The 12,539-nt window shown below is 65.0% G+C and carries 12 protein-coding genes; 4 read left to right on the forward strand and 8 right to left on the reverse strand.

Features of this window, described 5'->3' with window-relative positions; all coding sequences use genetic code 11:
- Nucleotides 1-228 precede the first annotated feature (228 nt).
- A complete protein-coding gene (locus ACODRW_RS09470; protein ID WP_488905613.1) occupies nt 229-1,416 on the reverse strand; it encodes an MFS transporter in 1,188 nt (395 codons plus the stop codon).
- Nucleotides 1,417-1,540: 124 nt separating this feature from the next.
- Here ACODRW_RS09470 and ACODRW_RS09475 point away from each other — a divergent pair, with 124 nt between their 5' ends.
- The gene (locus ACODRW_RS09475) at nt 1,541-2,449 is read left to right on the forward strand and encodes a LysR family transcriptional regulator (protein WP_488905614.1); all 909 of its coding nucleotides are present in this window, start codon (nt 1,541-1,543) and stop codon (nt 2,447-2,449) included.
- A 105-nt stretch (nt 2,450-2,554) separates the two neighbouring features.
- On the opposite strand, the gene ACODRW_RS09480 is transcribed toward ACODRW_RS09475, so the two are convergent.
- Nucleotides 2,555-4,129: an MFS transporter gene (locus ACODRW_RS09480; protein ID WP_488905615.1), complete on the reverse strand. Its 1,575-nt coding sequence runs from the start codon at nt 4,127-4,129 to the stop codon at nt 2,555-2,557.
- 103 nt (nt 4,130-4,232) lie between these two features.
- On the opposite strand from ACODRW_RS09480, the gene ACODRW_RS09485 reads away from it, so the two are divergent.
- Together ACODRW_RS09485 and ACODRW_RS09490 are read left to right on the forward strand one after the other, a co-directional pair.
- Nucleotides 4,233-5,021, forward strand: a complete 789-nt coding sequence (locus ACODRW_RS09485; protein WP_488905616.1) for a helix-turn-helix transcriptional regulator — start codon at nt 4,233-4,235, stop codon at nt 5,019-5,021.
- Nucleotides 5,022-5,248: 227 nt separating this feature from the next.
- Entirely contained in the window at nt 5,249-6,760 is a 1,512-nt protein-coding gene (locus tag ACODRW_RS09490) for an amidase (RefSeq protein WP_488905617.1), read from the forward strand.
- Here ACODRW_RS09490 and ACODRW_RS09495 read toward each other — a convergent pair.
- From ACODRW_RS09495 to ACODRW_RS09520, 6 genes are all read right to left on the reverse strand, one after another.
- On the reverse strand, nt 6,750-7,343 hold the full coding sequence (locus tag ACODRW_RS09495; protein WP_227103423.1) for a PqiC family protein: 594 nt from the start codon (nt 7,341-7,343) through the stop codon (nt 6,750-6,752). The two genes, ACODRW_RS09490 and ACODRW_RS09495, sit on opposite strands and share 11 nt — an antisense overlap.
- Nucleotides 7,340-8,968 (reverse strand): PqiB family protein, encoded by a 1,629-nt coding sequence (locus ACODRW_RS09500; protein ID WP_488905618.1) that lies wholly within the window; start codon nt 8,966-8,968, stop codon nt 7,340-7,342. The genes ACODRW_RS09495 and ACODRW_RS09500 overlap by 4 nt, the downstream gene beginning before the upstream one ends.
- On the reverse strand, nt 8,958-9,590 hold the full coding sequence (locus ACODRW_RS09505) for a paraquat-inducible protein A (protein WP_107798803.1): 633 nt from the start codon (nt 9,588-9,590) through the stop codon (nt 8,958-8,960). The genes ACODRW_RS09500 and ACODRW_RS09505 overlap by 11 nt, the downstream gene beginning before the upstream one ends.
- A complete protein-coding gene (locus tag ACODRW_RS09510) occupies nt 9,572-10,198 on the reverse strand; it encodes a paraquat-inducible protein A (protein ID WP_488905619.1) in 627 nt (208 codons plus the stop codon). Before ACODRW_RS09510 ends, ACODRW_RS09505 begins: the two co-directional genes overlap by 19 nt.
- Nucleotides 10,198-10,488, reverse strand: coding sequence for a helix-hairpin-helix domain-containing protein (locus tag ACODRW_RS09515; protein ID WP_107798801.1), 291 nt, complete (start codon nt 10,486-10,488; stop codon nt 10,198-10,200). The genes ACODRW_RS09510 and ACODRW_RS09515 overlap by 1 nt, the downstream gene beginning before the upstream one ends.
- 217 nt (nt 10,489-10,705) lie before the next feature.
- The gene (locus ACODRW_RS09520) at nt 10,706-11,470 is read right to left on the reverse strand and encodes a sulfite exporter TauE/SafE family protein (protein ID WP_197081470.1); all 765 of its coding nucleotides are present in this window, start codon (nt 11,468-11,470) and stop codon (nt 10,706-10,708) included.
- Nucleotides 11,471-11,584: 114 nt separating this feature from the next.
- Between ACODRW_RS09520 and ACODRW_RS09525 the strand changes: the two genes are divergently transcribed.
- Nucleotides 11,585-12,505 carry a LysR family transcriptional regulator gene (locus ACODRW_RS09525; protein ID WP_107798800.1) on the forward strand — a complete coding sequence of 307 codons (921 nt, stop codon included), beginning with the start codon at nt 11,585-11,587 and terminating at the stop codon, nt 12,503-12,505.
- Nucleotides 12,506-12,539: the final 34 nt, after the last annotated feature.

Consider the following 12,539-nt stretch of genomic DNA (forward strand, 5'->3'; position numbering starts at 1 on the left):
TGCAACTGGCTATGCGCCAACCATCACCTTCTTGTTGGAGACTTACTCAGCCAGGACGCTAGACTGAACCCCAGCTCGTCGTCGAGCATTGCGCAGCGCTCGGCGGCAAGCATGACGCTGCGCCGATCGGCACCCGCTATGCGCTGGCCATCCGCTACCGGGCGATACTCCCTGCCCACGCCAAGGAAACAACGCAGGCGTCTTAGCACTATTGCAACTTCCCCACGATCATCGCCGAGGCTGCAAGCGCGCAACCCAAGCCGCCATGAGGATCGCCACGACCGCAATGCCTGTGGCGACATAGCCGATGCTCTCCAATCCCCATTGAGGAATGACCAAGCCGCCGATGATGGCTCCCAGACCCGTGCCGGCGTTGGCTGCCGACACGTTCAAGGTACCGGCCAGTGCCTGGGCGTGTGTGGCGGACTTCATCACCCGCACCTGGCAGATGGGGAACAGCGCCGTATAGGCGATGCCCCAAACCGCCAGCGCCAGGCCCAGCAAGACCAATGAACCGGCCAGCGGCACGCTGGCAGCCATGCCGACACCGAGCAGCAGCGAGAATGCGGCGGTCGCGCCCAATGGACTGCGATCCACGAAGCGTCCCCCCAACCAATTGCCAAGCAGGCCAATAGCGCCAAAGCCCATGAGCCACCAGCCGACATGCGCCGGCGCCACGGCAGCGATACGCTCCAGCGTATCGGCCAGATAGGTATATGCGGTGAACATCGCCGTAAACACCGCCACCGACAGGGCGACATTGCCGACGAAATAGGGATCTTTCAGGATGCGCGTCTGTTCCGCCAGACGCAGCCGCTCGGGCCTTGCCACGGTCGGCATGAAGACCGTCAACGCCAACGCCATCACCAGCGACAGCCCGGCCAGCACCCAGAAGGTCCCGCGCCAGCCGATGGCGTCGGACGCCAGCGTACCCAGCGGAATGCCGAACAGCAAAGCGGCGGAGATGCCGAGATACACCTGCGACACCGCGCGGCCAGCCTGTTGCGGGCCTACGATCTGCCCCGCCGTTTCGCTCGCCGTGCCCCAGAACACCGGCAGCACCAGCGCCGGAATGAACCGGGCAAGCGCCAGCACCCACACGTTGGGCGCTATCGCAGCCAGGGCATTGGACGCTGCGAAGATCAGCAGGATGGCGATGAACAGACGCTTGCGCTCGAGGTGAGACAACAGAGCGGTCAGCACCGGACCGAACAGCATCACGGTGAAGGCGAACAGGGTCACGAGCTGACCGGCGGCCGAAATCGAGATATCCAGATCGCGGGCGAGCGCCGGCAGCAGCCCAACAATCAGGTATTCCGTCGTAACGATGACAAAGGCGGCTACGGCGAGGATGGCGATGGAAAGGCCACCGCGACCTGCTGAAGTGCCGACGCCGGGCGTTGCAAATGAAAGCATTAAGGAGACTCCTAACATAAGGTTCACTATTGAAGCCATCCTATTTGAGAAATAAAATACTATCTCTGATAAATTTTCTGCCGTTTATTGATAAATATTCGTCAATAAACGCATGGAGGCATGCATGATTCCGTCTGAGCGCTTAAAGGGCATTGAAGCCTTTGTGGCTACGGCAGATGCGGGCAGCTTTACGGCCGCAGCAGAACGCTTGCATCTGACCAGCTCCGCCGTCAGCAAAAGCGTGGCTCGTCTGGAAGGCCGACTCAGCGCCAGGCTGTTTGAGCGCACGACCCGCCGCTTGGCATTGACGGATGCAGGGGCAGCGTTCTACCGCACATGCGTGAGAGTGTTGGCTGATCTCGAAGAAGCGGAAGCTGTGCTCGCCGCACAAGGTAGCGAACCGGTAGGCCGCTTGCGACTCGACGCACCGGCGACGTTCGGTCGAATGCACGTCTGGCCCTTGATGCTGCGTTTCTCCCAGCAGCACCCTCATCTACGCGTGCATTGTTCCTTGACCGATCGTTTCGTCGATCTGGCTGATGAGGGCATAGACGCGGCAGTGCGCATCGGCGGCCCGGAGCACTGGCCCGCGGCGGTGGCCCATCGCTTCCTGGGCCGTGAGCGCCTCGTCTTCTGCGCGTCCCCCGATTACATGGAGATCCATGGCGTACCAACATCCCCTGCCGATCTGGTCAAGCACGATGCCGTGCTCTACGGCAAAGCTGATGGCACGACCAGTCCATGGCTGATTGCGCATGACAACGGGACGATTGAGCGACGCACGATGGAAGGACGCATCATCGTCGGAAACGGCGAGGCTCAAGTTGCAGCGGTTGAGGCTGGTTGCGGCGTCGCGCAGTTGGCAACTTGGCTGGTGCGCGACGAAATCGAGCGAGGGACCTTGGTGCCGATCCTGCCGGAGCGGGCGACAGACGGCCTCCCCCTCAACCTCGTATGGCCGGTAGGGCGTCAGTTATTGACCAAGGTAGACGCCATCCTAGAACTCCTGACAGAAAAATTGACGATTCAATGAAAGAGATCGTAAACACGGGGCAACGCTCCCACCCCATCTCTGGACTTGGCCAGCTAGATCACACGCCCCGGATCAGGACACAGCGAAAGTGCCACCGCTCCACGCTCACCCCCTTTCCTGGGCAGTGAGCACGCCGACCTGGCGCAAGGCCACGGCGGACAGCACGGTCAACACCGCAACACTTGCGGCGCTGAAAATGGCGGCGGCATGCAGCCCTGCCATGAACGCCGCCTGCGCCTGCGCCATGAGGCCAACGGGCAACGCCGATGCGAGAGAGGACGCCGCCCACAAACTATCCACGACCGCTTCGCGCATGCTCGCCTCAAGGCCGCTGGGCAAATGGCTCAACATGGTGTGGCGATAAACCGCGCTGGCAATGCTTCCAAGCAGCGCAATGCCCAACGAAATGCCCAAGTCCTGCACCATCTCGGTCATTGCCGAGGCCGACCCGGCTTGTTCCGCTGGCGCAGAACCAACCACCAAATCAGTTCCCAAAGCGGCGATCGTGCCGTTGCCCAAATAAGTCAAGGCCAGTGCAGCAACCGCCACCGTCACGCCTCCGGCATCAGCCGTCATCTGCGTCAGCATCAGATAGCCCACCATCGACAGCGCCAATGAACCCGCGACAACGAATCCCGGCCGGATCGCCCTGGCCACGAGCGGCGCGCCCGTACCGCCAATGACCATGGCCAGTGCGGCCAGGCCCATCCACAGCCCCGCGGCCGCCGGAGACAGCCCCATCACCAACTGGAGGTACTGAGCGACCAGCATCATCGTGCCACCGACTGCCACGAGACCGAACAAGAGCACGATGAGCGCAACCGAGAATGCGCGCTTGGAGAACAGGCTCAAATCAAGCAACGGATCGGCCAAGCGCCGCTGACGCTGGATGAAGACCCCGGCGAACAACACCCCGACCAGGATGGCGACGCCGGCATCCAGCGTGATAGCGGATTGGGCAATCTGCTTGACGCCATAGACGAACGGCAGCATGGCCGCCAGCGATAGCAACACACTGGGCAAGTCCAGCCGTCCTGCCTTTGGCGCACGGCACTCTGGAAGCAGCCATGGCGCGAGCAACAGCAGCAGGATCACCACCGGCACAGCGATCAGAAATGCCGCCCCCCACCAGAACCACTCCAGCAACAGCCCGCCCACGACCGGCCCCAATGCATATCCGATCCCCCACATCGTTGCCCAGATGCCAATGCCCAGCGCTCGCTGGCGCGGGTTGGGGAATAGATTGCCGATCAAGGCCAACGTGGACGGCATCAGGGTGGCGCCTGCCACGCCGAGCGCTGCCCGCGCTGCAATCAGCATCTTGGCGCTGGAGGAAAAAGCGGCGAGCACCGACGCCGCGGCAAACGCGACAGCACCGATCAGCAGGAGCTTGCGACGGCCAATCCGGTCGCCCAGCGTCCCCATCGTGATGAGAAAGCCCGCAATCAGGAAGCCGTAGGCGTCCATGATCCACAGCGCTTGTGAACTGGTGAGCTGCAAATCCACCGCCAAGGCAGGCAGGGTCAGATGCAATAGCGTCAGGTCCAGGCCGAGCATGACGGTTGGCAGGGATAGAAGGGCCAGCCCCGCCCAGGCGCGAGGCCCTGCGCGCTCGGTCTCTTTGCGAACATTGTCCGTGGTTGCGGAGACAGGGCTTGCAGGCGGTTTTGACTGCGTCATGGGCGGCGGCTCCTTGCACGATTCGATGGCTAGAACCGCATCTTCCATGCAAGATAGTCACATGACAATTTAACTGTTTATCCTATTACCAGTGACAATAGCCATGCGAGAACGCAGCCTCAGCCGCACGCGACAAGAGTTGTCCGAGTTTCTGATTCGCCATCGTAAGAAGCTGACGCCGGGCGATGTTGGCTTGCCCGCAACCGAGCGACGCCGAACCCCTGGCCTGCGCCGGGAGGAAGTCGCCGCCCTGGCTGGCGTGGGGCTGACTTGGTACACGTGGTTCGAGCAAGGCCGCGAGCTCAAGGTGTCAGAGAAATTCCTGTTGAGCGTGGCCAGTGCGCTCAAGCTGGATGATGCCGAATGCAGCCATCTGTTTCTTCTGGCTCACGGGCGCCCACCGCCGCCAGAAGCGCATCAATGGATGTCGGTGACGCCCGGCATCCAACAATTGCTGGATGAGCTCCCCAGGCCCGCCTATGTTCAGAACCTGCGCTGGGATGTCGTGGCATGGAATAGTACGGCAGACGCGCTGCTTGAACTGGCGGCCAAGTCACGGGAAGACCGGAACTTGCTGCGCATGGTGTTCAGCAACCCCGAATTACGGCAACGGCTGCCCACCTGGCGCAACGATGCACCGCGGTTGCTGGCGCAATTTCGCTATGACGTTGCCGTTGCGCCGGAAGACCCCGCCATGCGGGCCTTGATCGAAGACTTGAAGGCACTGTCACCGGATTTTCGCCGCGGGTGGGACACGCCTGGCAATGCAGTCGCGCAACGCGGCATCGGATCCATGTTGAACACGGCAGGGCAACCGCAGGACTTCCATCACGAAACGCTGGTGGTGGACGAACACCGACACTTGAGAATGGTGGTGTACTTCCAAAAATGATTCGGCACGCGGCCGGAATCGCGACGCTCGTGATGCGGCCAGAGCCCAAGTTTGATTGCCAGCCATCTCCCTCGATACGCCTCCGCCACGCAAGGAGCCCTCCTAGCTCTGGCAAGTGCATCGATGCGCCCTTTGCGCCCGCCTGCGCCCCAAAAGGCTTTGGCCTGGCCTTGCGCCAACGATACCGTTAGCATAAGACGACGCCACCGCATCGCCACGAGGATCGCATGACCGTTTTCAACGACTATGAACAATACGACGGCATTGGCCTGGCCCAGCTGATCGCCGGCGGCCAGATCAGCGCCGGCGAGGCCGCGGCCGCCGCCCAGGCACGGCTGGAGCGCTGGAATCCGGCGCTGAACGCGGTCTGCCTGCCGCTGCCGGAACAGGCTCAGGCCCAGTTGCGGCAAGCGCAAGGCGCCGGCCCGCTCGCCGGCTGCCCGGTGCTGATCAAGGATTTGCTGGCCGACATCGCCGGCGTGCCCACTCGCAACGGCAGCCGCCTGTTCGACGGCTATGTCGCGCCGCGCGACGCCGACATCATCCAACGTTATCGCCAGGGCGGCCTGATCTTCATCGGCAAGACCACCACGCCTGAACTGGGCCTCAGTCCCTACACCGAATCCGAGGTCTACGGCCTCAGCCGCAATCCCTGGGACCTGACCCGCACCCCGGGCGGCTCCAGCGGCGGCTCGGCTGCGGCGGTGGCCGCCGGCATCGTGCCCATCGCCCACGGCGGCGACGGCGGCGGCTCCATCCGCATTCCCGCCTCCAACTGCGGCGTGTTCGGCCTCAAGCCCAGCCGCGGACGCGGCCCGGCCGGACCGGACTACAGCGAGGGCTGGCAGGGCCTGGTCTGCCAACACGCGCTGACGCGCAGCGTGCGCGACAGCGCGGCGATGCTGGACCTGCTGGCCGGCGGCCCGCGCGGCGGCGAGGCCTATTACTGGCCGGCGCCGGAACAAAGCTTTTTCGCCGCGCATCAGCGCGAGCCCGGCAAGCTACGCGTCGCCTGGAGCAAGCGCCCTATCCTGGGCGGCGCGCTGCACCCGGACTGCGCCGCCGCGCTGGACGACGCGCTGGCCTTGCTGACCGAGCTGGGACACGAGGTGGAAGAAGCGTCGCCGCCGCTGGCGTCGCAGGAGGAATACAACCGCGCGATGCTGGCCATCATCTGCGGCGAAATGGCCGGCCTGCTACGCGACATCGAGCGCCGCACCGGCAAACCGGCGCGCCACCAGCAACTGGAAGCGGCCAGCTGGGCGCTGGCGCGCTACGGCGAGCGGCTCAGCGCCGGTGAGCTGGCCTGGGCGCGCGGTTTCGCCTGGGAGCAGGCCCGGATCATGGAAACCTTCCACCAGCGCTACGACGCGCTGGCCACCCCGACCCTGAACCAGCCGCCCGCCCTCGTCGGCGGCCTGGGGCCCAGCGCCGCCGAAACCGCGATCTCGCGCTGGATGCTGGGCAAGCTGGGCTGGGATTGGACTTTGCGCTTCGGCCAGTTGATTCCGGCCACTTCGCGCCGTCTGATGGAGTATCTGGGCTGGACCATACCCTTCAATATGAGCGGACAGCCGGCAATGAGCGTGCCGCTGTACTGGAGCCAGGCCGGGCTGCCGATAGGCGTGCAATTCGTCGCGCGCTGCGGCGACGACCTGACCCTGCTGCGGCTGGCCCGCCAGTTGGAGCAGGCCAGACCGTGGGCGCAACGGCGCCCGCCGGCCCCGCCTAGCGCTTGAAGCCGGCCAGAGCCGGCCCCAACTCGCCGGCCAGCCGGCGGCCCAGCTCGGTCACCAGCGTCTGCAGGCCGGCCGCGGCCGCCGCGGCGTCCGGCGTCGCCAAAGGCTGACTCTGCAGGAAATAACCGCTGGCCAGCGGCCGTTTGTCGCCCTGCGTCGGCAGCGCCTGCCAAGCCACTTCCAGCGAGGCGTCGCGCCCCGGACGCAGGCGCAGCTGGCGCACGTCCAGCAATAAGCGGACGTCCCCGCCGCCCATGCCCGGTTGCGGATAGGCGTAGATGCTGGCCAGGCCCAGCGAGCGGGACAGGTCCGCCGCCACGGCTTGCGTCAGCATGCGGTCCAGCGGACCGGCCCAGCGTTGCAAGTCCAGCAATTCAACATTGCCGGCGGCGTCTTCCACTACCAGCTGGGGTCGCTCCAGCCCCGCGGGCAGACTAGCCGGCCCCACCATCACGCTGACGCCCAGCACGGGGGTCGCGGCCGCCGTCGACAGCGCCGGCCGCAATTGATGGAAGGTGGTGGGCGGCGAGGCGCAGGCGCTTAGCAGCGCCAGCATGATCAAGCTCAGCGCGATGGATTTCATTTTTTCTCTCCCTTGCCGCGTATCAACGCTTCCGGATGGCGGTCCAGGTAATCGGCCAGCGCGCGGAAACTGCGCGCCGTTTCCGACACCTCCTGCGCCGCCGCGCGCACGTCCTGCTGCAGCGGCGAATCCGCCTGCATCGTCTGGCGCGTGCTTTCCAGCGTTTTCTGCAAGTCTTCCAGCGTTTTCACCGCCTGCGGCAGCACCTTGCCGTCCATGTTCTCGGACAGCTTGCGCATGCCGTCCAGCGTCTGGTGCAGCGATTTCAACGATTGATTCAGCTCCTCGCCTATGCTGTCGAACGGCACCTTGTCCAGCCGGCGCGCAATGCGCTGCAATACCCGCTGCAGTTCTTCCAGATCGCCCGGCAGCGTCGGCAACTCGGTCATGCCGTTGCGCACAGCCACCTTGGCCGGCTTGGCCTCGGGGAAGAAGTCCAGCGCCACGTAAAGCTGACCGGTGATCAGGCTGCCGGAGCGCAGCTGGGCGCGCAGGCCGTTGCGCACCAGAGATTCCACGGAAATCTTGGCCGACAGGCTGTGATCGCCGGACAGGGTGTTGAGCCGGCTGGGATAGGTGCGGATGTCCACCGTCATGTCGAAGTCCTTGCGCGCCGCCGCGTATTCGATGCCGATGGCGGTGACTTCGCCAAAGGTGATGCCGCGGAAATCCACCGGCGCGCCCACGGTCAGGCCGCGCACCGACTGCCGAAACTTCAGCCGGAAGGACTGGGTTTCCCGGTCGCGGTTCTGCAGCGCTTTTTCGCGGGTTTCATTGAGCAGGAACAGGTATTTGGCGTCCGGCGCCTTGTCCGGCCCGTCGCTAAGCGGGGTTTCAAAGGCGATGCCACCCAGCGCGATCGCCGCCAAGGACTGGGTGTTGACGCTCAGGCCGTTGGCGCCGATGGCCACGTCGATGCCGCTGGCGTGCCAGAAGCGGCTGTTGACGGTGACGAAGTGATCATAAGGCGCGTTGATGAAGACCGACAGCTTCACCGCGCTGCCGGCCGGGTCCAGCTCGTAGCCCACCACCTGGCCCACCGGCACGCGGCGGAAATACACCGGCGAGCCGGCGTTGAGCGAGCCCAGATTGTCGGAGCGCAGCACGAACATCTTGCCCGGCAGGTCCGCGTTGATGATGGGCGGCACTTCCAGGCCCTTGAACTCGGTGCGGCGCTCCTTGCTCTTGCCCACGTCCATGCCGATGTAGGAGCCGCCCAGCACCGTGCCCAGACCGGACACGCTGCCGCCGGAGATGCGCGGCCGCACCACCCAGAAACGGCTGTCCGCCACCAGGTAATCGTCCACGTTCTTGCTCAGTTCCGCGGTGACCAGGATGGACTGGCGATCCGGACTCACCGACACCGCCTTCACCTCGCCTATCTCCACGTCCTTGTACTTGATCCGGGTTTTGCCCGCCTCCAGCCCTTCCGCGTTCTGGAAGGCGATGGTGATGGTGGGCCCGCGCGACAAGACCGCGCTCACCGCCAGCCAGCCGCCTATCACCGCGGCCACCACCGGAATCAGCCACACCAGCGACGGCGACCAGCGCCGCCGCTTCACCGGCACCGCGGCCGGCAAGTCCTCGCCGGCTGCGGCCGGTTTTTCGGGTTGATCACTGCTCATCGTCTTCCTTTACCTGATCCCAGATCAGCCTGGGGTCGAAACTCATCGCCGCCACCATGGTCAGCACCACCACCGTGCCGAAGGCGATCGCCCCCGGCCCGGCCTTGATCGACGCCAGCGACTGCCATTGCACCAGCGCCACCATCAGGGCCACCACGTAAATGTCCAACATCGACCACGGGCCGATCACCTCCACCACCCGATACAGCCGCGTCCGTTGCCGCGGCGCCCAGCCGGAACCCAGCTGCACCGTCACCAGCAAGAGCAGCAAGGCCAGAATCTTCAACAGCGGCACCAGCACGCTGGCGGTGAACACCACCAGCGCCAGCGGCCAGGAGCCGGATTTCCACAAATACACCACCCCGCTCATGATGGTGTCGTTCTGCATGCCCATGATGGTGGAGGTTTCCATGATAGGCAGCAGATTGGCGGGCAGATAGGCCACCATCGCCGCCAGCAGCAAGGCCCAGCTGCGCTGCAGGCTGTGCGGCTTGCGCGAGTGCAGCGCGGCGTGGCAGCGCGGGCAGGATTGGGCGCCTTCTCCGGCCCGGCACAGCAGCCCGCAGCCGTGGCACAGCCACAGGCCGGACTGCGCGGCGGTTTTCACGCGGTAGTCCGACATTGCTGACAACGCTCCCACAAGTCTTCCGGATTGAAACGACTGGCGCTGGCCGCCATCAACACGATCAAGGCGAACAAGGCCATCAGGCCCACGCCCACGTGCACGGTGGCCAGGCTGACCAGTTTGACCAGGGACACCAGGATGCCCAGCAAAAACACTTCCACCATGCACCACGGGCGGGTCAGTATCTTCAGCCGCATCAGCCAGGGAAAGCCGCGCGGCACATGGCCGAAGGCCAGCGGCAGCCGCACATAGAGCATGCTGCCCAGCTCCAGCGACGGCATCACGATGCCGGTGAACATCACCAGCATCGCCACCGACAACATGCCCTGGCGCTCCAGCGCCACCACCGTCTGCCACAAGGTGGCCGCGCTGCGGGCTCCGGCGGCCTCCAGGGTCACCACCGGATAGACGTTGGCCAGCAGAAAGGCGATCACCCCGGTCAGCAGCAGCGCCAGCTCGGCGTCCTGCCGCTGCGCGCCGTAACGGCGCACCAAAGCGCCGCAGCGCGGGCAGCACGCCCGGCCCTCCCCCTTCAACGCCACCCGCATCAGCAGATCGCAATCGTGGCAGGCGGTCAGCTTGGAATCGGCGTCCGGCTGCGTCATCAGTAGCCGCCTTTCGCCTTGCGCTCGGCGGTGAAGCTCCACCACGGCCGCGCCTCGTCGCTGTCCATGTAATGGACCACCGACATCAGCGTATCCAGCACGCACGGGTCCTGCCGGGTTCCGGTCAGTTCGCACAAACGGTGGTACAGCCGCAAAGGCTCGGCGCCGCGCAATTGGCGCGGCTCTTCGATGCCGAGCAGGCGCAAATCCTCGGCCAGGCTGGGGCCGATATTGGGCAGCTCGCGCAAATGCCGCGCCCGCGCCGCGGGCGGACAACGTGATGGATGCATAAACTCTCTGCGCAGATGGCGACAACCCGCATCATAAAGGAGGCCGCGCCAGAGTTCAAAAGCCGGCCCGGCCCGGAGGCCGTTCAACATCCCGAGAATTAGGCGAGACAAGGAGGGAGGAAAGGAGGAAAGGAAGAAACGGAAGGGAGGCGGCGCATGCGCCTTGCGCAACGGCGCCCGCCGCGCCCGGTCCAGCACGGCGGACTTGAACAGACGCTCAGCCGTGGAAGATGTCCCAGCCCAGCTTGAGGATCAAGGTGCTGGTCAACAGCAGGAACAGCACCCGCACAAAGCCGGTGCCCTTCTTCATCGCCACCCAGGTGCCCACCGTCGCGCCGGCCATATTGCACACCGCCATCGGCAGCGCGTACTGGAACAGCACATGGCCGGCGGGGATGAAGAACAGCAGCGCCGCGCAGTTGGTGGTCAGGTTCACCACCTTGGCCGAGGCCGAGGCGTGCAGAAAATCGAAAGCGAAGAAGCGGATGAACAAAAACATCAGAAAGCTGCCGGTGCCGGGGCCGAACAGGCCGTCGTAAAAACCGATGGCGCCGCCAATGGCCATGCCTATCGCCATTTCGCGCCGGCCTATCGCCACCGGCTTGTGCAGGGAGCCGAAGTCCTTCTTCCACAAGGTGTACACCGCCATCACCACCAGGAGCGCCAACACCAGGGGGCGCAGCACGGCCTTGTCGATCAGGCTGACCGTGGCCGCGCCGGCGATGGACATGAAGAAGGCCGCCACCGCCGCCGGCAGCACCAAGCGCCACGGCACCTTGACCCGCTTCAGATAGGAACGCGCGGCGGACAAGGTGCCCATGGCCGCCGCCAGCTTATTGGTGCCGAACACCGTGGCCGGCGCCAGATTGGGCAAGGCGCTGAACAAGGCCGGAATCTGAATCAGGCCGCCACCGCCCACCGCCGCGTCCACCAGGCCGGCGGCGAAGGCAATCACGCACAAAAAACTCAAGGTCAACAGCATCCACTTCTCCCGGCTCCGCGCCGCTTACAGTTAGGACAAGATTCTATGCCTTGCCAGCCAAGCGTGCTTGCAATACCGTATTGCGAAAATCGCAATCAGAATGCCGGGGCCGGGATGAAATCCTTATGGGAATTGCGCGTATTCTGCGCGGTGGTAGAAAGAAAAAGCTTTGTCGCCGCCGCGCGCCAGCTGGGCACATCGCCCAGCAGCGCCACCCGCGCGGTGCAGACGCTGGAAGAAGCGCTGGGCGGCAGCCTGCTGGCGCGCTCGCAAAAACAGGTCAATCTGACCCTGGCCGGCGAAAGCTATTACGCCGCGGCGCGCAAGATGCTGGACCTGCAGGAAGAAGCCGAGGACGAGCTGGCGGCCTTGAGCGAGGCGCCGCGCGGCCTGCTGCGCTTTTCCGCGCCGGAGGCGATGAGCCACGCTCTGTTGCCGCCGGTGCTGACCCGCATGGCCGACGCCAACCCGGAGCTGCGCTTCGACGTGCTGTACAGCGACACCATACTGGACCCGATACGCGAGAAGCTGGACTTCAGCATCCGCGGCGCCTTCCCCGCCTCCAGCGAGCTGATCGGCTACCCGCTGTGGGATTACCAGCGCCACCTCTACGCCAGCCCGGCCTATGTCGAGCGCCACGGCGCGCCGCAAACGCCGGAACAACTGCCGGAGCACCGGGTGCTGATCCACTCCGCGCCGCGCGTGCTGAAAGCCTGGAACTTCGTGTCCGCCGGCCACCAGCTCAGCCTCAATCTGACGCCCTGGCACCGCGTCAGCTCCGGCAGCGCCGTGCTCCACGCCGTGCTGGCCGGCCTGGGCGTCGCCCGCCTGGGCGATTGGCTGGCCGAGCCGCTGGTCCGCGCCGGCCAGCTGCTGCGGCTGTGCCCGGATTACCGCATCGTCTCCAGCCACGGCGACAATCCGCAGATGCACGCTGTCTTCGCCAACCGCCGCATTCCGCGCAAAGCCCGGCTATTGCTGGAGGAGGTGCGCGCGGCCGCCCGCGACGCCGGCTACGGGCTTAAAGCGCGCTGAACCATAAAAAAAACGGAAGCCGAAGCTTCCGTTT

The organism is Chromobacterium sp. FG89, assembly GCF_057808735.1.